This is a genomic window from Azorhizobium oxalatiphilum (assembly GCF_014635325.1).
Classification (GTDB): Bacteria; Pseudomonadota; Alphaproteobacteria; order Rhizobiales; family Xanthobacteraceae; genus Azorhizobium; species Azorhizobium oxalatiphilum.
Map to the genome: position 1 here is coordinate 257,893 of NZ_BMCT01000005.1, position 24,883 is coordinate 282,775.

Sequence of the window (24,883 nt, forward strand, 5' to 3'; positions counted from 1 at the left end):
GTTGACGGCTGGGAGCAAGTAAGGCCGTCGCGAGGCTGGGGGTGGGGCCCAGCCTCAGGTTCACCCTGCCGGTGTGGCAGGGAGGCTAAACTGTGCGGACCCGGTGGCGATCATCAGTCCATCCCGTGCACGGCATCAGCGGGGTCCTCCTGACCCACGAGCGATGCCGATTTTAAGGCTCCCCGCCGGCGGCGCCAGCGTCAACCCAAGCCTGGCGGTATCAGTCTGTAGTCCGGGCGCAGCTTGGCTGACGCACGGGTCTTTACGAACGTCGCCGGGCCGTCCTGGAGGGTCGGGCGCGACCCTCAATAACGTCTTCGCGGAGCTGGATCGGGAAGGCCGTGAGGTCCTGCGTCAGCGCCGGAATATGCGCCATGGCGTCTTTCATCAGGTCGATGCAGGCCGAGGAGGAGTAACGCTCCTCGTTCGTATCGCCGCCTCCATGGCCCACGATGTCCCTCCGGATTTCGGGTATGACGCCATGCTGCTTCAACTCATCGACGAAGAAGTGCCGGAAAGAGTGGAATGTCTTCCTTTGAGAGGGGGCGTTCGGCACCGCCCGATTGAGGATCTTGATCCAGTCGTCCCAAAACACATCGCCCATCGGGGTCGCGGCCGACGCAGCCTTGAGTTCGGGAAAGAGGAGATGATGGCCCGCTCCGGAAACTGCCTCAATATAATCCAGGAATCCAAGGCGGATTAACTCGGGGTGCAAGGGGTTACGCCTCTTGGACTGAGGCGTCTTCAGACGGCGGATCGCGTTATTCTCTATGCGGATGCACCATTGGCCCAGTTCGTTGTCGATATCTGAGACCAGCAACCCGCACACCTCCTCCCGTCTTGCGCCGGTGAACATGGCGAGAAGAGGAACCCAGTAGGCGGAGTCGTGGATGATTGCCGCCCCCGGAGACATGCGATCGTTCTCGCTTGCTGCGCCCTGCCAGATCGGTAGAGCGAGCATGGCCGCAATATCGGAATTCGAGAAGCGGGAGCGTTGATCCCGATCTCGGTCCCGGTTCTTCGCGCGCAGGCCGCGAACGCCTTCATATCCGCGCGCCGCGGCGCCGTGCCACTTGCACTTGTCGATGATGGTGTGGAGCTGTGTGAGGTGACGATTGATGGTGGCGGGTCCCAGGCCGACCTGTGCCGGATTCAATTGCGCTGCCCGGGACAGGAGTTCATCGATCAAGCGTTCGTCGTCAGCCGGCGATTTCCCATAGTGCCTTGGCAACCTGGACAGCATCGATCGATAACCCGCGACATCCTGCTGGCGAATGCGACGTGGATCATCGTGACCGACAAACTTCGTGAACAGACGAGCCACAGACAGGTGTTGCCTGGCCGTCTTTTCCGTCCAATCGCCTTCCTTGGTCTTCGCCTCGGCCACGATCTCAATGATCTTTAGGACAGAGGCAGGCGCTTCGTCCAATGGGGAGGCATCGTTGTCGATGTCGGCCGGCTGTTGGGCATCAGAGGCATCCTCAGGCGGAGAGGGGGAGTTCCGTGTCGGGGCGATGTCCTGCTGCCACCTGGGCTCGACAGCGCTTTCGCTTCGCTGTGGTTCGGCTTTCCGCGCGGACGCTGGACCTGACGGGACTGTTACGTCGAGCAACGCGGCTTGAAGAAGCGCATCGTCTTCCGGGCGATAGCCGTTCCATCGACGGCGCACGTCGAGAAGAGCCGCGGCCTGCCCCCTAAGATAGAGCTGCTCGGCTTGCGCGTAGTTCACGGGTGAAGGCGGTATGTCGAATTCGGCAAGGAGTGCTTCAATGCGAGGGCGATGAGGGGGGTAGACGCCGGATGTCCGGCACAAGGCCAGATGCTGGCTGACACTCTCGACGAGCATGTCGTCCAGCCCCGCTTCACGCATCGCAGTGACGTCTTCCGGGCGCACCATCGCGTCCCGGCCTTGCGCGGCGAAGAGCTTGAACGCCCATCCCATTGATAGGTCGCCTTGCCTGCCGATTTCGGCTTCCTGGGCAGACCCGAGTTCGGAGGCCGAAATCGCATCCAGCTTGGCACTGTGCTTCTTCGCGACGTGAACGAGCAGCGCTCGCGCCTGATCAGTTGTCAGCATCCCGTTTAATACTCGGTCCCGGAGATGCTCGCTTATTACCGTAAGAGCTGCCGCAGCGCGACGGGCAGCATTCGGGCAAGCAGTTCGAAGGCTGACTTCGATCCGGGGCATTGGGTTCGGGTTGACCGCCCACGGTGGGCGTCGCCGCCACCAGTAGATCGCGCCCCGCCGGAACACATGCTGGATATGCGTCATGTCTCACCCCGTAAAGGGTGAGCGGGTCGAACCGCACCGGCTGCCAAGCGCCGATTCTGTACGACAGTGCTGTACGACAATCGCGTACGACAGCGTCCCCAGAAGCGCCCCAGCCAAGCTGGAGCCCAGCAAAATCAACGAGAATCAAGATTTTGGCTGGGGCGCCAGGATTCGAACCTGGGAATGGGGGAATCAAAATCCCCTGCCTTACCACTTGGCTACGCCCCAATGCGTCGGCGCGGGACCATATCCGCACCCCACGGTGGCACGCAACCGTCATGGCCAGTGGCCCACAGGCGAAACGGTAACGCTTCTTCCCCGGCTAAATCCCTCTCAATCGCCCTTGAAGCGCGGCGCACGCTTCTCGGCGAAGGCGAGTCGGCCCTCGCGATAATCCGCGCTGGCGTTGGCCGCAGCCGCCTGGCGTTTGGCCTCGGCGAAGATGCCGCCGCCGGTACCTTCGGCGGCGCGGATGGCGAGCTTGGCGGCCCGCAGCGTGAGGGGGGCGTTCTCCGCGATCCGCGCCAGCAGGCGCTCCGCGTCCGCATCGGCCTCCTCTGCCGGTGCGATGTGATCCAGGGCGCCAAGGGCGAAGGCCCGTTCCGCGGTCATGCGCTCGGCGGTGAAGAACAGGGTCCGCGTCGCCTGGGGGCCGAATGCACGCACGAGCCGCGTGATGCCGCGCGGATCATAGCCGAGGCCCAGACGGGCGGCCGGAATGGCGAAGAAGGCATTGTCGGCGGCAAGGCGCAGGTCGCAATTGGCCGCGAGCGCCGCGCCGGCACCCACGCAGGCGCCGTGGATCAGCGCCAGGGAGGGGCAGGGCAAAGCCTGAACGGCAGCGCAGGCGCGTTCCACCAGTTCGTCATAGGTCTGCGCGCCGGAGGCGTCCGCCCGCGCGGCGTCGAAATCGGAAATGTCCGCGCCGCCCGAGAAGGCCAGCGTTCCTTCGCCCCGAATGAGGACCGCGCGGATATCGCTGCGGCCTGCCGCTTCGGTGGCGAAATCGGTCAGGCTGCGCCACATGGCGCTGGAGATGGCGTTGCGGCGCTCCGGATTGGACAGGACGAGGCGGGCGATGCCCTTGTCCACGGAGATGAAGACGGTGCTCGACGTCATGGGGATCCCTGCATGGCGAGGCCGTGGGCAATCACTGACGCGTGCCTCATGGGAGGCATGGCGGGCAGCGTTCCGGACCGGCATCGGGCGCGTTCGCCTCAAGCCGCCTGTCTCTATGCCCCGAATGGACGGCCATGCCTACCCCGCACCATGCCGTAGGGGAGGGGCGGAAGCGGCAGTACGTGCAGGAATATGAGAGGGGCACAGCTGAAAGATGTAGGGTGGGGCAACGTCCGCGCGAACGTCACCCCACCCCTCAACGGGCACCGGTCAGGGCTTGGTACCCGAAGCTGAAGAGAGACCGGAACGCATCCGAGCTCTGGCATATCATGCTATACAACCTGTGCGGCTCGTTCCTGCAAGCAAAATCTTAGCAGTTCAGGTGTTTTCAGCCGACAAAACGTCTGCTGGGGAGACGGGGCAAGGGGTCGCAGGCCGATTGTCGGTTGTGGCGTCCAAAGGGCTGCGCCTCGGGTCAGTCCCGGCGAAAAAGCAGATTGGCAATGAAGCCGACAGCCAGTGCGCCGAGGGCGACCGCAAGGCCGTAGAGCAGGCCGTGATGCTCGGCGAACCCTGCCGTTTGTGCTTCGAAACCGGCCTTCTGAATCAGGAAACGGGTGCTGGCTCGTCCCACCACCTGTCCGTCGCGAAACAGCTGCGCGGAGACTTCGTAAGTGCCCGTCCGGGCCCGTCCCGGCACCTGAAACGTGGCCCGGAATGCCGTGGCAGAGAGGAAACGCACGCCGTCCGGCTGCTCGTCATAGAGGCCCTCTGCGCCCTTGAGCCGCAGGAAGGCGGCGCGATAGGGATCATCGGCCACCACGTCTGCGAAGTCCGGTCCGACCCTCTGCACGAACATGTTGCGCTCAAGGCCGATCTGCTCGCGCCGGAGCACGTCCGGCGCGGCGATGGCGGTCGCCGGCCGGCTGGTCGCGATGGCCAGATATGAGGGGACATCGAGGAAGGTCCGGCTCTGGGTATTGATCCAGAGCCCAAGCACCCGGCTCTTGCGCCACGTCACGGCCGTTTCGCCGGGGCCGCGCACGGTGAGCGCCACGTCATAGGGGCCGGTCACAGCATCCTCCACGACGCCGAACAGCACCAGCTCCGCTCCGGTGAAGTTGGAGGTGATGCGCACATGGTCCTGCGAGACCGACAGGACCAGACGCTCGGCTGCGGCGGGGGCGGAGAGGCCGGCCAGCATCAGCAAAACGGCGAGCGCGCCCATATGCCGCCGCAGGAGGGCGCTCATGACTTCGGCTCCGCCTTCGGCGGCGGGCTTCCGCGCTGCTCCTGCACGGTCACGTCGAACAGGTCCGGCGGCGTGCGCACCATGTCGTAGCCCACGCGCAGCCCGACGCCGAGCACCAGCAGGCCCAGCAGCAGGCGCAGATGCTCGGCCCGCATGCCTTGTCCCGCGCGGGCGCCGAACTGCGCGCCCATGGTACCGCCGATCATCAGGATCAGGGCCAGCACGGCATCCACCGTGCCGTTGACGGTGGCCTGCAGGATGGTGGCCACGCACATGGTGACGAGGGTCAGGACCAGCGAGGTGCCGATGGCGGTCTGGGTGGGTACGCGCAACATGTAGATCAGCGCCGGCACCAGCATGAAGCCACCGCCGATGCCCAGCAGTGCCCCGAGAAAGCCGATGATGAAGCCGAGCCCCACCACCGGGATCAGCGACACATAGATGCGCGAGCGGCGGAAGCGCATCTTCAGCGGCATGCGCAGGAACCACGCACGCGTGCCCGGTCGCCGCACCATGGCCGGCCGGCCGGAACGGGCGCGGGCCATGGCGCGCAGGCTCTCGCTCAGCATCAGCAGGCCGAGCGTGCTCAGGAGCGTCACGTAGGATAGGCCGATCACGAGATCCACCTGCCCCAGCGCCCGCAGCAGCGTGAATACCGCGACCCCGGCCACCGTGCCGGTGAGCCCCCCGGCCAGCATCACGCCGGACAAAGGCAGGTCCACCATGCCTTTGCGAAAATAGGACAGGGCGCCGGAAAAGGAGGAGGCCGCCATATGGGTGGACACGCTGGCCACGGCTACCGCCGGAGGTACGCCGATGAACAGCAGCAGCGGCGTCATCAGGAAGCCGCCGCCCACGCCGAACATGCCCGAGACGAAGCCCACCGCCGCGCCGAGCGCGAACAGGGTGAACATGGCCACGGGAAGTTCGGCGATGGGCAGGTAAATGGTCACGGACGCGCACCTCGCGTCGCGCCCCAGGGCATCTGCGCCGCCAGCGCGACCATGAGGTTCCCCACGGCTGAGGCCAACGCGGCGTCATAGGCCGCGACCCCGAGCCGGGGCGCGCCGGGAATATGGACGAAGACCAACGGCACCGATTTGTCCCGCAGTGCCAGCAGCATACGGAAATAGACGGCATTGCAGAGATAGCGGCCGGCATCGCGTGACAGGCGGGCGGGCACCTTGCGCAAGGCGTGAAGCAGGCGGCCGGGATGGGCGGTGGTGGTCAGCCGCGCCGGTGCGCCGGCTGCGAGCGCCCGCGCAGGGGGATGGCGGCGCAAGGCGTCGGGAGCGTCAGCGGCGCGGTTGAAGGCGAGCGTTTCGACACAGACCTGCCGGCGGCGGCCGGCCACGCCCAGAAGGAGTATGGCGTCGGGCTGAACCTCGTCCAGCAAGGCGGGAGCCTCCGCGACCGCCTCCCATGTGGTGGGCAAGAGGCGGACCACCACCTCCACATCCCCGAGAGCCGGGCGGGCCAGCCGGCCGAGCGCCGTCGCGAGGCGGGAGGATGGGTTGGAGGGCATGCCGGGAAACGGCCCGAAGCCGCACACCAGAACCCGCCGCCGGCGGGGGATCGCGGGGGAGGCGGGGGGCGGGGTGGGCGTCATTACAGGCCGAGCAGGCTGGCGATCTCGCCCGCCGCGAGGGTGGGCGCCAGCACTCCGTCCGCCACCTGCTGTTCGAGGGCGGGCAGGCGGGCCTTGATGGAGGGATCGGTCTTCACCTTCTCCGTCACCCGTTCCTGCAGCAGGGTCCACATCCAGCGCACCTGCTGGGTGCGGCGGGTGTCCGTGAAGGCACCGGCCTTTTCGGCGGCGGCCCGGTGCGCCACCACCTGTTCCCACAGCCCGGCAACGCCCTCTTCCGTCAGGGCCGAATAGGTGAGCACCGGCGGCGACCAGAAGGGCTCGCGGGCGCCGAGAAGATGGAGCGCGGCCTTGTATTCGCCGGCGGCGGCACGGGCGCGGGGGAGGTTGTCGCCATCGGCCTTGTTCACGGCGACGATGTCGGCCAGTTCCAGCACGCCCTTCTTGATGCCCTGCAATTCATCGCCCGCGCCGGGCAGCATGAGCACAAGGAAGGTGTCGGTGAGATCGGCCACCGCCGTCTCCGACTGGCCCACGCCCACGGTTTCCACCAGCACCACATCGAAGCCCGCTGCCTCGCACAGCAGCATGGTCTCCCGTGTCTTGGCGGCGGTGCCGCCCAGCGTGCCGCCGGAGGGCGAGGGGCGCACGAAGGCGTTGGGATCCATGGCGAGGCGCGCCATGCGGGTCTTGTCGCCCAGAATGGAACCGCCGGTGCGGGTGGAGGAGGGGTCCACCGCCAGCACCGCCACCTTGTGCCCGGCGGCGGTGAGATGGCTGCCCAAAGCATCGATGGTGGTTGATTTGCCGACCCCCGGCACGCCGGTGATGCCGACACGGAAGGCCGTGCCGGTGCGCGGCAGCAGTTGCTGGAGCATGGCCTGCGCGCGCCGACGATGATCGGGACGGCGGGATTCGATCAGCGTGATGGCCCGCGCCAGCGCTGCCCGCTCGCCGTGCGCCACCCGTTCCGCGAGTGCGGCATCGGCGGCGTCCAGTTCGGTGGGGTGCGGTGTCGTCACTGGCGGGGATGCCATGGGCTGGGGGTCCATCGCGGGAATCGTCGCTTGAGCTTCCGGCAGGGTGCCTGTGCCGGTCGGCAATGGAAACCCCGTTTCGCGATGCAATGCCGCCCCCGTGGGAACCCACATGGCGGCCCATCGTTGTTCGGACAAACCACCGAAAATGGAGGATGGAGCATGAACTGGGATCGCATCGAAGGAAACTGGAAGCAGTTCACCGGCAACGCGAAGGCGCAGTGGGGCAAGCTCACGGATGACGACCTGACTCAGATCAACGGCAACCGCGAGGTTCTGGAAGGCAAGCTCCAGGAGCGTTACGGCATCGCCAAGGACGAAGTGAAGCGACAGGTCGATCTGTGGGGCAAGGATCTCCACTGACGGCGGCGGCGTGTCGCCGCTGACTGTCTTTTAGGAAAGGCCCCGCGTTCTGCGCAGGGCCTTTTCATTTGGTGGCGGTGGGATCCACCCGTTCGATCCCGCTGCGATCCAGCCCCGCCAGTGCCTCCTTCGCCGCCTTGCCGCCGATCACGATCTCAGGTGCGATATCCAGCAGCGGCACGAGGGCGAAGGCGCGCTCCATCAGGCGCGGATGCGGCAGCTCCAGATCCGGCTCGCGGATGGTCTCCTCGCCGAAGGTCAGCAGGTCGATGTCCATGGTGCGCGGGCCGAAGCGTTCTTCCCGGCTGCGGTCGCGTCCGAGCTGACGCTCAACATCGAGGGCCAGCGTCAGCAGCGCGCGCGCGGAGGCTGCGCCCGCCACCGCGATCACCTGATTGAGATAGGGCGGCTGCGGCACCGGCCCCCACGGGGGCGTCCGGTAGAGCGGTGATTGGGCCAGCACGGTCAGGCCACCCGCAACCAGCCGTTGCCGCGCCTCGGCGAGCGTCGCGGCCACGTCGCCCACATTGCCGCCGAGGCAGAGATAGGCGGTGGTCATCCCGCCGCCCGGATGGCTTCGGTGACGCGGGCGGCCTGTACATGCTCGGCCACGTCGTGCACGCGGATGATCTCCACCCCTTCCATCATGCCGATGACGTTGGAAGCGATGGTGCCGGGCAGGCGCTCCTGCGGCTCGGTCGCCACCACCTTGCCGATCATGGATTTACGGGAGGTGCCGAGCAGCAAAGGCAGGCCGAGCACGCGCAATTCGCGCAAGCGGGCGACGCTGGCCAGATTCTGCTCGAACGTCTTGCCGAAGCCGACGCCGGGATCGAGCACGATACGATCCTTCGGGATGCCCGCCTTGTCCGCGGTCTCCAGCGCCCGCTCGAAGAAGGCGATCATGTCGGCCATGATGTCGATGGCGGGATCGATGGCGTCGCGATTGTGCATCAGCACTACGGCGGCATCATAATCGGCCACCGCCCGCGCCATGTCGGGATCGTGCGCGAAGCCCCAGATGTCGTTGATGATGCCGACGCCGGCCTCCAGCGCCCGGCGGGCCACGCCGGACTTGTAGGTATCCACCGACACCGTCACGCCCAGCTCCGCACCGAGCCCGTCGAGCACCGGGGCGAGGCGGGCCCATTCCTCGTCGTCGGAGATCATGGTGTAGCCGGGCCGGGTGCTCTCGCCGCCCACGTCGATGATGTCCGCCCCCTCGGCCACCAGCCGGCGCGCAGTATCGCGGGCGCTCTTGGGGGCGGCGCTGATGCCACCGTCGGAGAAGGAGTCGGGCGTCACGTTGAGGATGCCCATGATCAGTGTGCGCGCGCCGAGCGGCAGGGGGCGGCCACGCACATCAAGGATGCGGGTGGCCGGGGACGTGGTGTTCAAAAGACCGGCTCCGTGAGATCGGGCGGAATGGCTGGGCCGAAGCATCGCGCCTGACGATCTCTAGCGTGCGGGCGTGTGCGACCATGCAGCATGGATGCCGCCCCGGCCGGCAAAGCGCAAGGGCGCGCTTTGACCGGGCGGTTGCCTACAAAGCGTGACGCAGGCCGGGGATGCCGGTCACGATCTCGTCCACGGTGCCGTCGCCGGCGCGTTCGCGGGCGAACGCCACCACTTCCCGCACGGTGGTCTGCACCTGCGTCATGTCGAGCCCGGTGGCCATCAGGCGATCCGCCACCCGCATGAGGCGCGACATGCCGCCGAGATATTGTGTGTCCTCGGCATCTGCCGCCTCGGTGATGGCGGTGCCCTCCAGCATCCGGCGGGCATCGGGCAGGGCTGTGAACAATTCGGCCAGGGCGGCGGGCGGGGCTTCCTTGTCCAGGAAGGCGAGCAGCACGACGACGGCCGTCTCGGCCTGAGGCGCGCTCAGCCCGACGCGGGTCCTGAGGCGGGCGATAAGTTCGTCCATGAGGCGCCTTTCCTTGAAGTCCCCGAAGAGCTTGTGTCCCTCCCGCCGAAGCGGGTCCATGGTGGCGGCAGCGGTGCCGATGGGCAAGCGGGGCACTTGCCCCGCGCCTTCGGTTCGGTCCAACTGTCGGGACGTGCATACAGGTCCAAGAGGAAGCGCGCATGACGCCGGAAAAGGCTGGAACGGTGTTCATCGGCCGGAGCCCGATGGCGGCCAAGGACGAGGAACTGGCACTGCGGCTCGCCAACCGGCACGGCCTCGTCACCGGGGCCACCGGCACCGGCAAGACTGTGACCCTGCAGGTTCTGGCGGAAGGCTTTTCCCGTGCCGGCGTGCCGGTGTTCGCCGCCGACGTGAAGGGCGATCTCTCCGGCATCGCCATGCGCGGCGAGCCGAAGGATTTCCTGACCAAACGGGCGGAAGAGGTGGGCATCACCTATACGCCGGACAGCTTTCCGGTGATCTTCTGGGATCTGTTCGGCGAGAAGGGGCACCCGGTTCGGGCCACCATCTCCGAGATGGGGCCGCTGCTGCTCGCCCGCCTCATGGACCTCAACGAGGTGCAGGAGGGCGTTCTCAACATCGCCTTCCGCATTGCCGACGAGCAGGGCCTGCTGCTCCTCGACCTGAAGGACCTGCGGGCCACCCTGTCCTTCGTGGCCGAGAACGCAAAGACCCTGACGCAGGAATACGGCAACGTGTCTTCCGCCACCGTCGGGGCGATCCAGCGCCAGTTGCTGGTGCTGGAGAATCAGGGCGGGGACGCCTTCTTCAGCGAGCCGGCGCTGGTGATGACGGACATCATGCGGGTGGACCGCTCCGGCTATGGCACCGTCTCGGTGCTGGCCGCCGACAAGCTGATGGCGAGTCCGCGCCTCTACGCCACTTTCCTGCTGTGGCTGCTCTCGGAGCTGTTCGAGGAACTGCCCGAGGTGGGCGACCTCGACAAGCCCAAGCTGGTGTTCTTCTTCGACGAGGCGCACCTGCTGTTCGATGCCGCGCCCAAGGTGCTGCTGGAGAAGGTGGAACAGGTGGTGCGCCTCATCCGCTCCAAGGGGGTGGGCGTCTATTTCGTGACGCAGAACCCCATCGACGTGCCGGATCGGGTGCTGGCCCAGCTTGGCAACCGCGTGCAGCACGCCCTGCGCGCCTTCACACCGCGCGACCAGAAGGCGGTGAAGGCGGCGGCTGAGACTTTCCGGCCCAACCCGAAGCTCGATACCGCGCGGGTCATCACCGAGATGGGCAAGGGCGAGGCGCTGGTCTCCGTGCTGGAAGGCTCCGGCACGCCCAGCATGGTGGAGCGCACCCTGATCGCGCCGCCTTCGGCGCGCGTGGGGACCATTACGGATGCGGAACGGGCGGAGGTGAGGGCCAGGAGCCCGGTACGCGGGGTCTATGAGCAGGAAGTGGACCGCGACTCTGCCTTCGAGATGCTGCGCCGTCGGCAAGGCGGAGGAGAGGCGACCGCCAGGCCCGCCCCCCGTGGCGAAGGGTCGCGTGAGGCGGAGGCACCCGCCGGGCCATGGGGCCGGATGCCTGCCGAAGACCGTATTCCGGTGCCCCCTCCATCCCCGCCGGAGCCGCGTACCCGCAGTGTTCCGCGCGTGCCGCGGACAGGCTCAACGCGCATGACGACAACCGAGGTCGTGGTCCGTCAGGTGGCGCGGTCACTGGCCTCGCAGGTGGGCACCCAACTCGGAAAAGCCATATTGCGCGGCATCCTCGGCGGGCGTAGCCGCTAGGAACACGGGGGTGATTCAGTTCCTGGCGGGTTGATTGGTCGACCAACCCCCGGTATGATTTTCCGAGAGTCGGACGTGATTGCGGGGTTGCGTTCGGCTGGAGCTGCTCAACTCAGCGCCGGCCAAGGGTCGGCGTGTTCCACTTTAGGAGCGCCCCATGAAGGTGTTGCCGACTGCCCGCATTCTTATCATTGATTCGATTACCGAACGCCGTGAGACCACTCGCGTTGGCCTGAGCGCGCTCGGTGTGGGCGCTGTCACTGAACTGTCCTCCGTCACCGAGCTTGAACCGGGCTCGCGCAATTACGACGTCCTCGTGATGCAGGCGGATGACGCGGAAAACGTTCCGGAAAATCCCTTCCGTGACGGTGCGGACGCGATTCCCGCCGTTCTGGTGGTGGATGGACCTACCCATCTGCTGGCCCGCGTCGCGAGCCGCGCCGGTTATGATGCGGCCGTGGGCATGCCCCTGCTGCCGCGTCTGCTGTATCGCCGCATCGGCTCCGTGCTGCAGCGCGCCCGTCGCCTCAGCAAGCCGGTGGCGGGTGCCACCGCCGCTGTGGCGGAAGAGGTCCAGCCGGTGACGGCTGCCAACTGAGCCTTATCGGCTTTCGCATTCGCAGGGATGCGGGATGAGACACGGCGGTCGCCCCAACGGGCGGCCGCCGTTTTCGTTTGAAGACCTGTCCTGTGAGGCGCGCGTCACCTTGCCAGCCTGCCGGTCCGGGACCAGCATGCGCCACGAGTCGTGTATTGCGTCGCAGGCTTGCGGCTGCGGGAATGACAGGAGAGCGTAATGGCCGGACTGGATGATGTTTTGGGTGCCGTCGATGCGGGTCTGGACGCCAGCCTCGCGCGCCTGTCGGACTTCCTGCGCATCCCCAGCATCTCCACCGATCCGGCCTACGCGGCCGAGTGCCGGCGCGCGGCGGAATTCGCTGCCGCCACCCTCACGGATCTCGGCCTCGCCGCGCAGGTGCGCGACACCGCCGGCCACCCCGTGGTGGTAGGGCGGACCGACACCGGCGCGCCGCGCCGGGTGCTGTTCTATGGCCATTACGACGTCCAGCCGGTGGACCCGCTGGAGCTGTGGGACACGCCGCCGTTCGAGCCGCGCATCACCAAGGGCGCCGACGGCAAGACCCGGATCTTTGCCCGTGGTGCCTGCGACGACAAGGGACAGGTCTTCACCTTCCTCGAAGCTCTGCGGGCGCTGAAGAGCGTCACCGGCAAGTTGCCGGTGGACGTCACCGTGCTGCTGGAGGGCGAGGAGGAATGCGGTTCGCCCAGCCTGCCGGCCTTCCTCGCCGCCAGCGCCGATGAGCTGAAGGCGGACGTCGCCCTCGTCTGCGACACCGGCATGTGGGACCCGGAGACGCCGGCCATCACCACTTCGCTGCGCGGCATCCTGCACACCGAGTTCACCATCACCGGGGCCGATCGCGATCTGCATTCGGGCCTGTTCGGCGGCGCGGCGCGCAACCCCATCCACGTGCTCTCCCGCATCCTCGCGGCGGTGCATGACGACAACGGCCGCGTCACCATTCCCGGCTTCTATGACGACGTGCGGGAAATGCCGCAGGAGGTGCGCGATGCCTGGGATGCGCTCGGCCTGACGGCGGAAGCCTTCCTCGGGCCGGTGGGGCTCTCCGTTTCCACCGGCGAGAAGGATCGCTCGCTGATCGAGCAGATCCAGTCGCGCCCGACCTTCGAGGTCAACGGCATGTATGGCGGCTATACGGGGCAGGGCTCCAAGACCATCATCCCGTCCAGCGCCACCGCCAAGGTCTCCATCCGACTGGTGGCGGATCAGGATCCGGCCAAGATCGCGGCTGCGCTGAAGGAATTCGTCACCGCCCGCCTGCCGGCGGACTGCAAGGTGAGCTTCTCCAAGGCCGATGGCAGCCGCGCCGTTCTGGTGCCGCCGGACAGCCCGGATCTCGCCAAGGCCGGCAAGGCGCTGGCGGAGGAATGGGGCAGGACGCCGGTGGCCATCGGCTCCGGAGGATCCATTCCCATCGTCGGCCAGTTCAGGAACGTGCTGGGCATGGACACGCTGCTCATCGGCTTCGGGCTCGATGACGACCGGGTGCATTCGCCCAACGAGAAGTATGACCTGAACTGCTTCCACAAGGGCACCCGCAGCTGGGTGCGCATCCTGACGGCCCTCGCCTGAGGCCTGAAACGCACGGGGGACGGGACCATTCATCCCGTCTCCCCGCGTAGATGACGCTACGTCCTTCTTTGAACTGTAACGCTTCCGTGTCACTCAACAGAAGATGCTGGAGATGACCCGCGTGAAGCCTCTGAGTTCCGATGGATTGCTGGACGCGTGGCTGTTCGACGGCAAGGGCAGTGCACGCCGCCTCGATCTGGAGGAGGCGCGCGCCCACCGCGCGGAGGAGGGCGGCTTCGTCTGGCTGCACTTCCGTCGCCTGCCCAACATGTCCGACACCTGGCTCCATTCCGGTAGCGGCCTCGATCCTCATGTGGTCGAGGAGCTGATGGACACCCACGCCCGGCCGCGCTGTCAGGTGATGGAGGAGGGCGCCCTGCTGATCCTGAGGGCGATCAACCTGCACGCCAATTCGCTGCCCGAGGATATGGTCTCCCTGACCCTGTGGGTGGATGCCGAGCGCATCGTCTCGGTGCAGTACGAGCCCATCTCCGCGCTGGCGGACTATATGGATTCCATCGCCCGCCGCCGCTGCGCCCGCACCCAGGGCGAGATGGTGGCCGATCTGGCGACCCGGCTCGTGGACCGCCTCGATCTCGTGGTCTCCATGTTGACCGAAGATGCGGACGAACTGGAGGACGATGCCCTGCGCCTGCCGGCCACCGACGTGCTGCCGCGCGTGCTGGTGCTTCGCCGGGTGGCCATGAAGCTGCGCCGCCACATCGCCCCCCAGCGCGAGGCGCTCAACCATTTCTCGCTGGAAGACGATCCCTGGATCGGCCCGAAGGACCGCAACCGCCTGCGCGATGCGGCGGACCGGGTGTCGCGCTTCTCGGAAGAGCTGGATTCGGTGCGCGAGCGCTCCATGCTCATCCGCGAACAGATCGTGGACCGGCGGGCCGAGCAGATGAACCAGTCCATGCTGGTGCTGGCGGCGGTGACGGTGGTGTTCGCGCCGCTCACCCTGATCTCCGGCATGATGGGGATGAACGTGGGCGGCATCCCCGGCAGTTCGGACCCCGCGGCCTTCTGGGTCATCAGCGTGCTGTTCGTCGTGCTCGGCGTGGGGCTGGTCCGTCTGTTCAAGCACCTCAAGTGGTTCTGACGGTACGCTGCTGCTCGGCGTAACCCTCCGTCATTCAACCGTCTTTTCGCTGTCGCCCCGGTGACATGCAAAGCCGCAAGAAAACGCCTGCCACATATGGAGGCGACATATCATGCGGAAGCTTTCTCTCATCGGCGCCATTCTGCTGGCCGGCACCTCGCTTGCGACCATGGCCATGGCGGAAGAGCAGGCCAAGGCCTATCCGGCCACCCTCGAAGGCCATGTGGTCCTGCCCGCCGCGACCTTCGTGCCGCCGCCAGCGGACGCGCCGGCCGACCTGAAGGTTTCGGCCAAGTTCACCGGCCCGGATCGGGTGCGCAACGACAAGCCGGGCTCCGTGCCGGCTATCGGCAGCCTGTCGGCCAAGGAGGCACCACGCCCCACCGGCCTCGCCACGCCGTTCAACGGCCAGGCGGTGCAGGGCATGTCCGGCATCGTGCACGAGGGCAACGGCAATTTCATCGTCATCACCGACAACGGCTTCGGCTCGAAGGCGAATTCGTCGGATGCCATGCTGATGGTCCATCGCTTCGCCATGGACTTCAAGGGCGGCACCATCGAGCGCAAGGAGACCATCTTCCTGTCCGACCCGGACCGGAAGGTGCCGTTCCCCATCACGCTGGAAGGCACCGAGAAGCGCTACCTGACCGGCGCCGATTTCGATCTGGAGTCCGTGCAGAAGGTGGGCGACAGCTTCTGGTTCGGCGAGGAGTTCGGGCCCTTCCTGGTGGAGACGGACCTCGCCGGCAAGGTGAAGGGCGTCCATGCCACCAAGGTGGACGGCAAGCTCATCCGCTCGCCCGACCATCCGTCCGTGACCACGCCGCCCAATCCCGCCCGCAAGGTCGCCTTCGAGGCCGGCCGCTCCAAGGGCTATGAGGGCATGGCGCTGTCGCCGGACGGCACCAGGCTCTATGCCCTGCTGGAAGGCCCGCTGCTCGATCCCGCCACCGGCGAGAAGGAGAAGGTGGACGGCGTAGAGGTGCTGCGCATCCTTGAGTTCGATGTGCAGAAGAAGGACTGGACCGGCCGTTCGTGGAAATATCCGCTGGCGGCGGCGGGCAATGCCATCGGCGACTTCAACATGGTGGATGCCACCTCCGGCCTCATCATCGAGCGCGATGATTTCGAGGGCGGCAAGGCGCAGGCCTGCGCCGAGGGCAAGGTGGACGCCACCTGCTTCGACAAGCCGGCCCAGTTCAAGCGGGTCTACAAGGTGGAGTTCACGCCCGAGACGGCGGGCCAGCTGGCACGCAAGGTCGGCTATATCGACCTGCTCGCCATCAAGGACCCCAACGGCAAGGCGAAGCAGGGCGGCAAGGACGGCATGCTCGACTTCCCCTTCCTGACCATCGAGGACGTGGTGATGGTGGATCCCACCCACATCGTCGTTGGCAACGACAACAACCTTCCGTGGTCCGCCGGCCGTTCGCCGCAGAAGGCCGACGACAATGAGTTCGTGCTGCTGGAAGTGGGTGAGTTCCTGAAGGCCAAGTGAGGCTCACTGGCCTTCAGCCGAGGGCCTGAAACGGAAAGGAGCCGGGTGGCATGGCCACCCGGCTCCTTTTTTGTTCAGTCCGGTGTGCGGCTCACTTGCCGCTGGCGAACACGCTGGGGAAGTAGCGGCCGCGCACGTCATAGACCTTGGCGTAGGTCACGCCCTCGCGCTCGATCTTGCCGATGATCGGCGCCTGCACGTCGGCGCAGTAGAACTCGCCGAGCATGAGGGCGAAATCGGCGCCCTGGGTCTCGTAGGTGGTCTCGAAGCGCGGGCCCAGCTCCTCGGCAGCCGCATTATGCGGCCCGCAGACGGCGACCCGGTACTTGCGGCCTTGCGGCAGGGACATGCGGTGCTTGTCCACATACTCGTCCAGCTCGGCCGCAGCCTGCTTGAAGGCGAGGCCCCAGTAATCGAGCATGAACAGGGAGTCCGCGCCCTTCACGCCGCCAACCATATGGTTGTAGTAGGTATACTGATAGGGGTGAAGGGTGGCGAACTCGCGCACCGGCAAAGCGAAGCCGCCGATAAGCATGGCCGCCACGGCGCCACGGGCCACCAGCGGGGCCTTTGCCGTCTGGCCCACCAGCCACGCCACGGCGGCACCGCCGAGCAGGGCCAGGGCCGGCGTCACGAAGACGAAGTGCCGGATGCCGTTGTACATCACTGGCCGCATGATCACCGTGATCATGATCGGTACCAGAGCGGCGGCGAGAATGAGCACGAAGCGCGCCCGCCGGGCCGGCGTGTCCTTGCCGAACAAAGCGAAGATGATGGTGCCCGCCATGCCGGCGACGGTGAAGCCGAGGAACAGCTCCGGCATCTGGATGGCGAACAGGATCGGCACATAGGTGCGCGGCATGTCCGGCACCATGACCGGCTTGCCGTCGAACATCTCGCTCCACGGCACTTCCCAGAAGTGGGAATAATACTGCAGCGCGCGCACCGGATTGAGCGGGTCGATGACCGCCCACGGCCAGATGACGCCGAGCACGAAATAGGCCAGCGGCAGGCCAACGGCGAGGGTCAGGGAGAAGCGAAGCAGGCGGCCGAGCGCCGTGCGCAGCCCCTCATGCCGGGTTTCCGTGGCCACGAGGAATGCGGCGGCCACGAACAGATAGAAGCCGGCCAGTACGCCCAGCACGCGGGTGCCGATGGTCAGGCCCAGGCACAGGCCGAACCAGGCGACCGTCTTCCAGGACGGGCGGGGATATTCATCGAGGGCACGCACGAGGCAGTAGAGCAGGGCAGCCATGGCCACGGCGAAGGGGGCATCCTTCGCGTTCATGAACATGTGGCCGTAGTAGAGCGGGCAGATGGCCAGCAGGGCCATGGCGGCAAAACCGCCCACGGGGCCGGCGAGGCGGCGCCCGGTGCGCCAGACGATGGCGAGGCCAGCGATGCCGAAGGCCGCGCCCAGCAGGCGGCGGACGTCGAACACGTCCACCGGCAGCAGCTTGGCGATGCCGGCCGCCAGCATGTCGAACCCGCCACCGTAATAGTACAGGTTGACGAAGGAGAAGACGCGCTGGTCGGTGAATTCCGAGCCGTAGTATTTCAGCAGCAGATTGCCGTACTGCGAATGCGTGAAATCATCCCAGCCGAGCCCGTAGTCCCGGAAGGTCAAGACCGAGACGAGCGCGACTGCGGCGAGAAAGAGCACGGCAACGGTATCGAGTGCCGTGTGGGCAGGCGACTTGCTGGCAACAACGTGACGCATGGGAGACGAGATCCAACTCGAAACGTGACGCTTTGAGCCCGTGACAGCGTGTCCTCATGCAGCCTTTCGTAAGGCTGCCTGCGGGTTCACGCAAACGTGAGCAATGATTGATTCCAGCACGCTTACGGACTTGCAAGAAAATTATGCATTGCGGTGCAATGATAACGGTTCTCTGCCATCCTAGGGCGCAAGCGGTACAATTGCGCTTCCTGCTTGTGTCAGGCTTGCGCCAAATTTAAGCAGGCTCCCAATCGATAACGCTAAGTAACGCTAGCAAAGGATTTTGAAAGAAAAAGGGCCGAAGCAGGGAAAACCTGCTCCGGCCCAAAATAATTATGGCATGCGATGGAGGTCAGACAGCCTTGCTGTACAGCTCCGCCACATATTCCCAGTTCACCAGGTGTTTGACGAACGCCTTCAGGTAGTCCGGGCGCCGGTTGCGGTAGTCGATATAGTAGGAGTGCTCCCACACATCGACGCCGAGCAGCGGCGTGCCGCCGTGCACCAGCGGGTTCTCGCCATTGGCGGTCTTGGTGACGGCGAGCTTGCCGTCCTTGAGCGCCAGCCACGCCCAGCCCGAGCCGAACTGGCCCACGCCGGCGGCGATGAAGTCTTCCTTGAACTTGTCCACCGAGCCGAAATCCTCGGTGAGCTTCTTCTCAAGCTCGCCGGGAATGGCGCCGCCGCCATTGGGCTTCAGCCAATGCCAGAAATGCAGGTGGTTATAATGCTGGCCGGCATTGTTGAAGAGGGGGGCGTTCTTGCCGAACGAGCCCTTGACGATCTCCTCGAGGGATTTTCCCTCAAATTCGGTTCCCTTTAGGAGATTGTTGCCATTATTGACATAAGCAAGGTGATGCTTGTCGTGATGGTATTCGAGGGTTTCGCGCGACATGTACGGCGCGAGAGCGTCGTAGGAATAAGGCAGGTCGGGCAGCGTGAACGACATCTGGGGTCTCCGCGTTCGATCTGGCTGGGGCGATTGGTGGCGCGCGGCTCTGAGGGTCGCCTGCCAACCCCAACTGCGCCCTAGATAGGGCGAGAGCGGGAGGCGGACAATCTCATTGTTCGTTTTCCCTCGGTTTATGCGGCAATTAAGTTCCTGGCCCGTGGGGCCCGGAGCGGGGCTTGGAGTTCGAATATGTGGCGTTTTCTCGTTGCTCTGGGCGGGTTCACAACCATCGCCGGGCTGCTGGCCATCGCGCTCGGCAGCTCCATCTTCATCACGGCGGCCGGCAATGCGCTGATCGCCACGGGGGCCACGGGCTTCACCGGCGGCATCGTGATCGTGGCTGCCGGCTTCATCCTGCGGCAACTGGAGAAGATCACGGACGCGCTGGAGCAAGGTGTCGCCTTCGCGCCGCAGATCGAGCCCGCGCGCCGGGAGCGGCCGACGGTCGATGTGGCGGAACGCGCGGTCAGCGACGCGCTGGTGGCCGATGTGCCGCCCGCCCGCTCGGAAGCGCCGCCCCCCGTTCCTGCGGATCTGCCCGAGCCGAAGCTGGATCTCCCCGAGCCCGCAGCTCCCGTCGCTCCCACGCCTGAGGCGCCCGCGCCCCGGCCGCGTGCCCTGTCCTTCGCCGACCGTCTGCGCCCCCCGCCGATCGTCCCCCCGGAGACGCCGGCTGCCGAGGGGCCCGCCGCTGCCGAAACGCCTGTGGCCGAACGTCGCGGCCGCATCCTCGCCCGGCCCGGCGAGGCGGAGCCCTTGCCCGGCACCCTGCGTCCGCGCTCGCTGCTCGACCGCATGACCCCGGCACGCCCCGCCGAGCGGCCTGCGCCCCCGCCGCTGGATACGCCCGCTCCCGAGCCTGTGTCTGTGCCTGTGCCTTCGCCCGCTCCGGAACCCGAACCGCTGTCCGAGCCCGTCGAGCCGCCGGCGCCTGAGCCCGTCGTTGCGCCCGAGCCGCCGGCCGAGCCGATCCTGGCTCCCGAGCGCATTCCCGAGCGCGCTCCCCCGCGTCCGGCCCCCGCCGCCCCGGCGCCGCGTCCCGGCCCGGAGCCGGTGGTGCTGAAGTCGGGCATCGTCGGCGGCATGGCCTATACGCTGTATTCGGACGGCTCCATCCAGGCGGAACTGCCTGATGGCGTGGTGCGCTTCGCCTCGCTGCAGGAATTGCGCGAGCACGTGGCCCGCTCCGCGCCGCCGCCCGCGCAATGAAAAACGGCGCGGGTGCCATCCGCACCCGCGCCGCTCTCTTGTCCGACCCCCGAACGCCGGTCGCCTGATGGTGGCCGGCGTTTTTGTTTGATCAGTCGCGGAAGACCACCGTCTTCTTGCCGTTCATGATCGCCCGGTCCTGCAGGTGCCAGGCGAGCGCGCGGGCGAGCACACGACGCTCGATGTCGCGGCCCTTGCGCACGAGGTCATCCGGGCTGTCCTGATGGCTGATGCGCTCCACGTCCTGCTCGATGATCGGGCCTTCATCGAGGTCCGACGTCACATAGTGGGCGGTGGCGCCGATCAGCTTCACGCCGCGCACATGGGCCTGATGATAGGGCTTGGCGCCCTTGAAGCCGGGCAGGAAGGAGTGGTGGATGTTGATGCACTTGCCCGACAGCTTGGCGGACAGCCCATCGGACAGCACCTGCATGTAGCGCGCGAGCACGGCCACTTCCGAGCCGGTGCTCTGGAAGATGCGCCACACCTGCGCCTCCTGCTCCATCTTGCTGTCCTTGGTGACGGGCAGGTGATGGAAGGGGATGCCGTCGAAATCGAGATGGGTATAGGTCTCGATCGGATGGTTGGAGATGATGCCGGTGATCTCCATGGGGATCTCGCCGATGCGCCAGCGATAGAGCAGGTCGGCGAGGCAGTGGTCGAACTTGGAGACCAGCAGCAGCACCCGGCGCTTCTCGGCCTTGTCGCGCAGGGTCCAGTTCAGCTTGAAGGTCTCGGCGATATCCGCGAACGCTTCGCGCAGGGCGTCCACGGAGACGTTGCCCTCCACCACATTGAGCACGACGCGCATGAAGAAGCGGCCGCTCTCCGTGTCGTCGAACTGCTGCGCCTCAAGGATGTTGCAGCCCTTCTCGAACAGGAAGGTGGAGACGGCTGCGACGATGCCCGGGCGGTTGGGGCAGGAGAGGGTGAGGATGAACTGGGGGGCAGGCTGGGTCATGGAAAGGCAAGTCCTCGCAGGAAGGCAGGCCGCGAATCCGGATGGAAAGGGCGGCGCCGGTTCAACGGGAGATGAGGGAGACGCCGGGGGATCCGGCGCCATGGGGAGAGAAAGGCAGCGCGCGCCGCGCCGCCCTCAACCTCGTCCCGTACCTTCCAGGAAGAAGCCGTATTCCGCCGCCCCGGAGGTGAAGGCGCGCAGGAAGGAGGCCGCGAACGAGCGGCCGACCGCGACGCGGTAAATGGGCGCGGCGTCGGTCTGCCACAAAGTGATGCCGACGAAGGCCAGGGACGTGGTGGCCGCATCGCCCGGCGCGAACGCCACCGGATCAAGATCGACCATCAGGCCCTTGGCGAGCGCATCGCGCACCCTGGGGCCGGACAGCTCGAACACCAGATAGGCGTCGCTCTGCTCCGTCACCGCCGCCTTGCCGGCAGCAGCCTCTTCGAGACGATCGGCCAGGGGCGTGGGGCCCGTGGCATCCGCCACCACCAGCCAGCGGCCGGGGCCGGTGCCGATGGCGGCGAGGCCGCCCCCGAGGCTCGCCTTCGGGCCAGCCGACAGCGGGAGGCCGAGGATCTCCTGCGGCCCGCCGGCGCGGCGGGCGACGAGGGTCGCCACTTCGGTGCCGTCGAGCAGCTTCGCACTGACCCCGGCGGGGCCGTCGATCCGCCCATGGCGCCCGGCGGGAACCAGGCTGGTGAGCGGCAAATGTTCCATGAGGTCAGACACGCAGCCGCTCCCCCTTCGGATCCACGAAAGCGGGATCGCAGATTTCAACTTCGATGTCCTCGCCCCGCACCGGGTCGTAGGCGCGAACCTTCTCGCCCCAGCGCTCGGTGCCGCGCTTGATCAGGCCGAGGCCGATCCAGCTATCCACGGTGGGCGAGAAGATGGCGGCGGTCATGTAGCCTTCGTCATTCTCCAGCACCGGCTCGGCGCCGATGGCCATGAAATGCGCGCCGGCCCGGATGCGCTTGGTCTTGTCCACGGGGCGGAAGCCCGCGAGGATCGGACGGTCCTCTTCCAGGAAGGCGGGACGCCCGGACAGCACGCGGCCGAGGAAGTCCTTCTTGGTGGATGCCATCTTGCCGAGGCCGAGGTCGCGGGCCGAGGTGTGGCCGTTCAGCTCGCTGCCCGACACATGGCCCTTCTCCACACGCATCACGGCAAGGGCTTCCGTGCCGTAGGGCGTGATGTTGAAGGGCTCGCCCGCCGCCATGAGGGCGCGGACCAGCTTCTCGCCATGACGGGCGGGAACCGCGATCTCGTAGCCCAGCTCGCCGGCAAACGAGAGCCGGAAGATGCGCGTCTTCACGCCGCCCATCACCGTGCCCTGCGCCACGCCCATATAGGGCAGGGCTTCGTTGGAGACGTCGATGGGGGCATCCACCACCTTGGCCAGAACCTCGCGGGACTTCGGCCCGGAGATGGAAATCTGCGCCCACTGCTCGGTAATGGAGGCGAGCTGCACGTCCAGCTCCGGCCACAGCACCTGCAGGCAGAACTCCAGATGCTGGTACACCTTGGCCGCATTGGCCGTGGTGGTGGTCATCACATAATGCTCGGGCGACAGACGCGAGGTGGTGCCGTCATCCATGACGATGCCGTCCTCGCGCAGCATGACGCCGTAGCGCGCCTTGCCCACCGCAAGCGTGGAGAACATGTTGATGTAGACACGATCCAGGAAGGCGCCTGCATCGGGCCCCTTCAGGTCGATCTTGCCGAAGGTGGACACGTCGATCATGCCCACGGACGCGCGGGTGGCCTTCACCTCACGGATGACCGTTTCCAGCCAGTCCTTCTCGCCGGGCTTGGGGAAATACTGCGCGCGCAGCCACTGCCCGGCCTCCACGAACATCGCGCCGCGCTCCTTCGCCCATGCGTGCGACGGGGTGGGGCGGGTCGGCCGGAAGTCCTTGCCGCGATGGTGGCCGGCGATGGCGCCGAGCGCCACCGGCGTATAGGGCGGGCGGAACAGCGTGGTGCCGGTTTCGCCGATGCCCTGTCCGGTCAGCTCCGCCATGATGGCGAGGCCGGCCATGTTGGAGTTCTTGCCCTGATCGGTGGCCATGCCGAGCGTGGTGTAGCGCTTCAGCAGTTCAACCGAGCGGTAGCCCTCGCGATGGGCGACGGTCACATCCTTATTGGTCACGTCGTTCTGGAAGTCCACGAACGCCTTGCCGCGCGCGCCCTTCACCTGCCAGAAGGCCGAGATGCCCGAGGGCGTCTCTTCCGCCTGTGCGGCGACCGGCGTGGCGTTGAAGCCGGCGGCGGTGGCCGCGGCGGCGCCCAGCTCGGCGCCGGTGCGCAGGGTTGCGGCCAGCGAGAAGTGACCGCCGGCAGCGCCCGCAACCGCCATGCCGGGCGGCGGGGTATTCGGCAGGAAGGCGGCCAGCTCCTTGTTGTAGAGCGGCTTGCTGCCGAAATGGCTGGTGAGGTGCAGGTTGGGCGTGGTGCCGCCGGAGATGGCGAGCACCTCGGTGGAGATGGTCTCCTCCCGTCCACCTGAGCGCACGATCACCGAGGTCAGCACCTTGCCCGAGGTGGCCACCACCTCGCCGCCGAGGATGACGCGGGTGCCGAGCGCCTTGGCCCGCGCCGTGAGCGCCGGGGCGACTTCGGTGCGCACGTCCACGATGGTGGTGAGCCGCACGCCGGCCTCGGCGGCGTCGAGGGCCGCGCTCCAGGCATAGTCGTTATTGGCGAACAGCACGGCAGAGTTGCCGGGCGCCACGCCATAGCGCACCGCATAGGTACGCAGGGCCTGCGCCGACATCACGCCCGGCCGGTCGTTGCCGCCGAACACGATGGGCCGGTCGAACGCACCCGAGGCGAGCACCGCCTGCTTGGCGTTGATCTTCCACATGCGCTGGCGCGGCTGGAAGGGGGCCGGCACGGCCAGATGGTCGGAGACCTTCTCCAGCGCGCCATAGTCGCCGCTGTCATAGACGCCGAACACCGTGGTCCGGCTCATGATGCGCACGTTGGGCAGGCTGGCGAGTTCGGCTTCCACCTTGGCCACGAAGCTGGTGGCGGGGGCGCCGTCGATGGGGTGCTGCTCGCTGAGCAGGCGACCACCGAGCGCGAAATCCTCGTCCGCGATGATGACGCGGGCACCGGAACGGGCGGCCGAGAGCGCGGCGGTGAGGCCGGCGGCACCGCCGCCGATCACCAGCACGTCGCAGAAGGCATAGGCCTTCTCATAGCTGTCCGGGTCGGTGCCCTCGGCGGCGCGGCCGAGGCCGGCGGCGCGGCGGATGATCGGCTCGTACAGCTTCTCCCAGAAGGCGGCCGGCCACATGAAGGTCTTGTAGTAGAAGCCAGCCCCCAGGAAGGGCGAGAGCAGGCCGTTGACCGACATGACGTCGAAGTCCAGCGAGGGCCAGCGGTTCTGGCTCTGCGCGGACAGGCCGTCGAACAGCTCCACCGTGGTGGCGCGGGTATTCGGCTCGCGGCGGGCGCCGGTGCGCAGTTCCACGAGCGCGTTCGGCTCTTCGGAACCGGCCGAGAAGATGCCGCGGGCGCGGTGATACTTGAACGAGCGGCCAACCAGCCGCACGCCGTTGGCGAGCAGGGCCGAGGCCAGCGTATCACCGGCGAAGCCCTTGTAGGCCTTGCCGTCGAACGAGAAGGAGAGGGGCTGCGAGCGGTCGATGCGACCGCCGGAGGGCAGGCGGCTCATGGCGTCACCTCACGGGCGAGCGTCGCGCCGCCGATGGCGTGGTTGCGGGTGTCGCGTTCGAGCACCACCCAGGAGCGGCAGCCCGAGGCGTGGTACCAGAGATCCCGATGGGCGCCGGCCGGGTTGTCGCGCAGATAGACATAGTCGCTGAAGGTATCCAGCGCGTTGGGCGCGGCGGGATCGGGACGCTTCACCGTGGCATCACCCAGATAGGTGAACTCATGGCTGTCGCGGAGCCCGCAGTAAGGGCAAGGAATGCGCATTGTGCCAGCTC

The 24,883-nt window shown here is 66.9% G+C and carries 22 protein-coding genes and 1 tRNA gene; 7 read left to right on the top strand and 16 right to left on the bottom strand.

Translation table 11 applies throughout. The features are described from left to right. Positions 1-262 precede the first annotated feature (262 nt). From IEW24_RS17810 to meaB, 7 genes are all read right to left on the bottom strand, one after another. On the bottom strand, positions 263-2,272 hold the full coding sequence (locus tag IEW24_RS17810; RefSeq protein WP_188581090.1) for a site-specific integrase: 2,010 nt from the start codon (positions 2,270-2,272) through the stop codon (positions 263-265). A 153-nt stretch (positions 2,273-2,425) separates the two neighbouring features. Beyond that, positions 2,426-2,500: transfer RNA gene (locus tag IEW24_RS17815), tRNA-Gln, on the bottom strand. Between the two features lie 105 nt (positions 2,501-2,605). Continuing rightward, on the bottom strand, positions 2,606-3,391 hold the full coding sequence (locus IEW24_RS17820) for an enoyl-CoA hydratase-related protein (protein WP_188581092.1): 786 nt from the start codon (positions 3,389-3,391) through the stop codon (positions 2,606-2,608). A gap of 475 nt (positions 3,392-3,866) precedes the next feature. Next, positions 3,867-4,643 (bottom strand): TIGR02186 family protein, encoded by a 777-nt coding sequence (locus IEW24_RS17825; protein WP_244644516.1) that lies wholly within the window; start codon positions 4,641-4,643, stop codon positions 3,867-3,869. Continuing rightward, positions 4,640-5,596, bottom strand: coding sequence for a sulfite exporter TauE/SafE family protein (locus tag IEW24_RS17830; RefSeq protein ID WP_188581094.1), 957 nt, complete (start codon positions 5,594-5,596; stop codon positions 4,640-4,642). Before IEW24_RS17830 ends, IEW24_RS17825 begins: the two co-directional genes overlap by 4 nt. Beyond that, positions 5,593-6,252: a pyroglutamyl-peptidase I gene (locus IEW24_RS17835; protein ID WP_188581096.1), complete on the bottom strand. Its 660-nt coding sequence runs from the start codon at positions 6,250-6,252 to the stop codon at positions 5,593-5,595. The genes IEW24_RS17830 and IEW24_RS17835 overlap by 4 nt, the downstream gene beginning before the upstream one ends. Beyond that, on the bottom strand, positions 6,252-7,268 hold the full coding sequence (meaB, locus tag IEW24_RS17840; RefSeq protein ID WP_210324244.1) for a methylmalonyl Co-A mutase-associated GTPase MeaB: 1,017 nt from the start codon (positions 7,266-7,268) through the stop codon (positions 6,252-6,254). Before meaB ends, IEW24_RS17835 begins: the two co-directional genes overlap by 1 nt. A 162-nt stretch (positions 7,269-7,430) precedes the next feature. On the opposite strand from meaB, the gene IEW24_RS17845 reads away from it, so the two are divergent. After that, the gene (locus IEW24_RS17845) at positions 7,431-7,631 is read left to right on the top strand and encodes a CsbD family protein (RefSeq protein ID WP_188581099.1); all 201 of its coding nucleotides are present in this window, start codon (positions 7,431-7,433) and stop codon (positions 7,629-7,631) included. Between the two features lie 64 nt (positions 7,632-7,695). Here IEW24_RS17845 and folK read toward each other — a convergent pair whose 3' ends face one another. The 3 genes from folK to IEW24_RS17860 all read right to left on the bottom strand — a co-directional run bounded on the left by folK (position 7,696) and on the right by IEW24_RS17860 (position 9,558). Further along, the gene (folK, locus tag IEW24_RS17850; protein WP_188581101.1) at positions 7,696-8,190 is read right to left on the bottom strand and encodes a 2-amino-4-hydroxy-6-hydroxymethyldihydropteridine diphosphokinase; all 495 of its coding nucleotides are present in this window, start codon (positions 8,188-8,190) and stop codon (positions 7,696-7,698) included. Further along, positions 8,187-9,074 (bottom strand): dihydropteroate synthase, encoded by an 888-nt coding sequence (folP, locus tag IEW24_RS17855; RefSeq protein ID WP_188581103.1) that lies wholly within the window; start codon positions 9,072-9,074, stop codon positions 8,187-8,189. Before folP ends, folK begins: the two co-directional genes overlap by 4 nt. Before the next feature lie 100 nt (positions 9,075-9,174). Further along, positions 9,175-9,558, bottom strand: coding sequence for a DUF2267 domain-containing protein (locus IEW24_RS17860; protein WP_188581105.1), 384 nt, complete (start codon positions 9,556-9,558; stop codon positions 9,175-9,177). Between the two features lie 161 nt (positions 9,559-9,719). Between IEW24_RS17860 and IEW24_RS17865 the strand changes: the two genes are divergently transcribed. The 5 genes from IEW24_RS17865 to IEW24_RS17885 all read left to right on the top strand — a co-directional run bounded on the left by IEW24_RS17865 (position 9,720) and on the right by IEW24_RS17885 (position 16,082). Next, complete coding sequence (locus IEW24_RS17865; protein WP_188581107.1) at positions 9,720-11,303, top strand: helicase HerA-like domain-containing protein; 1,584 nt, start codon at positions 9,720-9,722, stop codon at positions 11,301-11,303. Positions 11,304-11,460: 157 nt separating this feature from the next. Further along, on the top strand, positions 11,461-11,901 hold the full coding sequence (locus tag IEW24_RS17870) for an ANTAR domain-containing protein (protein ID WP_188581108.1): 441 nt from the start codon (positions 11,461-11,463) through the stop codon (positions 11,899-11,901). A 198-nt stretch (positions 11,902-12,099) separates the two neighbouring features. Next, positions 12,100-13,479, top strand: coding sequence for a dipeptidase (locus IEW24_RS17875; RefSeq protein ID WP_188581109.1), 1,380 nt, complete (start codon positions 12,100-12,102; stop codon positions 13,477-13,479). A 112-nt stretch (positions 13,480-13,591) separates the two neighbouring features. After that, positions 13,592-14,584, top strand: a complete 993-nt coding sequence (locus IEW24_RS17880) for a zinc transporter ZntB (protein ID WP_244644518.1) — start codon at positions 13,592-13,594, stop codon at positions 14,582-14,584. A gap of 112 nt (positions 14,585-14,696) precedes the next feature. Further along, positions 14,697-16,082, top strand: a complete 1,386-nt coding sequence (locus tag IEW24_RS17885) for an esterase-like activity of phytase family protein (protein ID WP_188581112.1) — start codon at positions 14,697-14,699, stop codon at positions 16,080-16,082. Between the two features lie 91 nt (positions 16,083-16,173). Here IEW24_RS17885 and IEW24_RS17890 read toward each other — a convergent pair whose 3' ends face one another. Next, entirely contained in the window at positions 16,174-17,802 is a 1,629-nt protein-coding gene (locus IEW24_RS17890; protein WP_244644519.1) for a glycosyltransferase family 39 protein, read from the bottom strand. 352 nt (positions 17,803-18,154) lie between these two features. After that, entirely contained in the window at positions 18,155-18,751 is a 597-nt protein-coding gene (locus tag IEW24_RS17895; protein WP_188581114.1) for a superoxide dismutase, read from the bottom strand. Positions 18,752-18,943: 192 nt separating this feature from the next. On the opposite strand from IEW24_RS17895, the gene IEW24_RS17900 reads away from it, so the two are divergent. Continuing rightward, positions 18,944-19,963 (top strand): hypothetical protein, encoded by a 1,020-nt coding sequence (locus tag IEW24_RS17900; RefSeq protein ID WP_188581116.1) that lies wholly within the window; start codon positions 18,944-18,946, stop codon positions 19,961-19,963. A gap of 91 nt (positions 19,964-20,054) precedes the next feature. Here IEW24_RS17900 and purU read toward each other — a convergent pair whose 3' ends face one another. From purU to IEW24_RS17920, 4 genes are all read right to left on the bottom strand, one after another. Continuing rightward, entirely contained in the window at positions 20,055-20,924 is an 870-nt protein-coding gene (gene purU / locus IEW24_RS17905; RefSeq protein ID WP_188581118.1) for a formyltetrahydrofolate deformylase, read from the bottom strand. Between the two features lie 135 nt (positions 20,925-21,059). Further along, complete coding sequence (locus IEW24_RS17910; protein ID WP_188581120.1) at positions 21,060-21,656, bottom strand: sarcosine oxidase subunit gamma; 597 nt, start codon at positions 21,654-21,656, stop codon at positions 21,060-21,062. Further along, complete coding sequence (locus IEW24_RS17915; RefSeq protein ID WP_188581122.1) at positions 21,649-24,609, bottom strand: sarcosine oxidase subunit alpha family protein; 2,961 nt, start codon at positions 24,607-24,609, stop codon at positions 21,649-21,651. Before IEW24_RS17915 ends, IEW24_RS17910 begins: the two co-directional genes overlap by 8 nt. After that, a complete protein-coding gene (locus IEW24_RS17920; protein WP_188581124.1) occupies positions 24,606-24,872 on the bottom strand; it encodes a sarcosine oxidase subunit delta in 267 nt (88 codons plus the stop codon). The genes IEW24_RS17915 and IEW24_RS17920 overlap by 4 nt, the downstream gene beginning before the upstream one ends. Between the last annotated feature and the right edge of the window lie 11 nt (positions 24,873-24,883).

Bases quoted from the DNA above. Each gene is read 5' to 3' on its own strand.
- IEW24_RS17810 (WP_188581090.1), bottom strand. From the start codon at position 2,272: ATGACGCATATCCAGCATGTGTTCCGGCGGGGCGCGATCTACTGGTGG.
- IEW24_RS17820 (WP_188581092.1), bottom strand. From the start codon at position 3,391: ATGACGTCGAGCACCGTCTTCATCTCCGTGGACAAGGGCATCGCCCGC.
- IEW24_RS17825 (WP_244644516.1), bottom strand. From the start codon at position 4,643: ATGAGCGCCCTCCTGCGGCGGCATATGGGCGCGCTCGCCGTTTTGCTG.
- IEW24_RS17835 (WP_188581096.1), bottom strand. From the start codon at position 6,252: ATGACGCCCACCCCGCCCCCCGCCTCCCCCGCGATCCCCCGCCGGCGG.
- meaB (WP_210324244.1), bottom strand. From the start codon at position 7,268: ATGGCATCCCCGCCAGTGACGACACCGCACCCCACCGAACTGGACGCC.
- IEW24_RS17845 (WP_188581099.1), top strand. From the start codon at position 7,431: ATGAACTGGGATCGCATCGAAGGAAACTGGAAGCAGTTCACCGGCAAC.
- folK (WP_188581101.1), bottom strand. From the start codon at position 8,190: ATGACCACCGCCTATCTCTGCCTCGGCGGCAATGTGGGCGACGTGGCC.
- folP (WP_188581103.1), bottom strand. From the start codon at position 9,074: ATGCTTCGGCCCAGCCATTCCGCCCGATCTCACGGAGCCGGTCTTTTG.
- IEW24_RS17860 (WP_188581105.1), bottom strand. From the start codon at position 9,558: ATGGACGAACTTATCGCCCGCCTCAGGACCCGCGTCGGGCTGAGCGCG.
- IEW24_RS17865 (WP_188581107.1), top strand. From the start codon at position 9,720: ATGACGCCGGAAAAGGCTGGAACGGTGTTCATCGGCCGGAGCCCGATG.
- IEW24_RS17870 (WP_188581108.1), top strand. From the start codon at position 11,461: ATGAAGGTGTTGCCGACTGCCCGCATTCTTATCATTGATTCGATTACC.
- IEW24_RS17875 (WP_188581109.1), top strand. From the start codon at position 12,100: ATGGCCGGACTGGATGATGTTTTGGGTGCCGTCGATGCGGGTCTGGAC.
- IEW24_RS17880 (WP_244644518.1), top strand. From the start codon at position 13,592: ATGACCCGCGTGAAGCCTCTGAGTTCCGATGGATTGCTGGACGCGTGG.
- IEW24_RS17885 (WP_188581112.1), top strand. From the start codon at position 14,697: ATGCGGAAGCTTTCTCTCATCGGCGCCATTCTGCTGGCCGGCACCTCG.
- IEW24_RS17890 (WP_244644519.1), bottom strand. From the start codon at position 17,802: ATGCGTCACGTTGTTGCCAGCAAGTCGCCTGCCCACACGGCACTCGAT.
- IEW24_RS17895 (WP_188581114.1), bottom strand. From the start codon at position 18,751: ATGTCGTTCACGCTGCCCGACCTGCCTTATTCCTACGACGCTCTCGCG.
- IEW24_RS17900 (WP_188581116.1), top strand. From the start codon at position 18,944: ATGTGGCGTTTTCTCGTTGCTCTGGGCGGGTTCACAACCATCGCCGGG.
- purU (WP_188581118.1), bottom strand. From the start codon at position 20,924: ATGACCCAGCCTGCCCCCCAGTTCATCCTCACCCTCTCCTGCCCCAAC.
- IEW24_RS17915 (WP_188581122.1), bottom strand. From the start codon at position 24,609: ATGAGCCGCCTGCCCTCCGGCGGTCGCATCGACCGCTCGCAGCCCCTC.
- IEW24_RS17920 (WP_188581124.1), bottom strand. From the start codon at position 24,872: ATGCGCATTCCTTGCCCTTACTGCGGGCTCCGCGACAGCCATGAGTTC.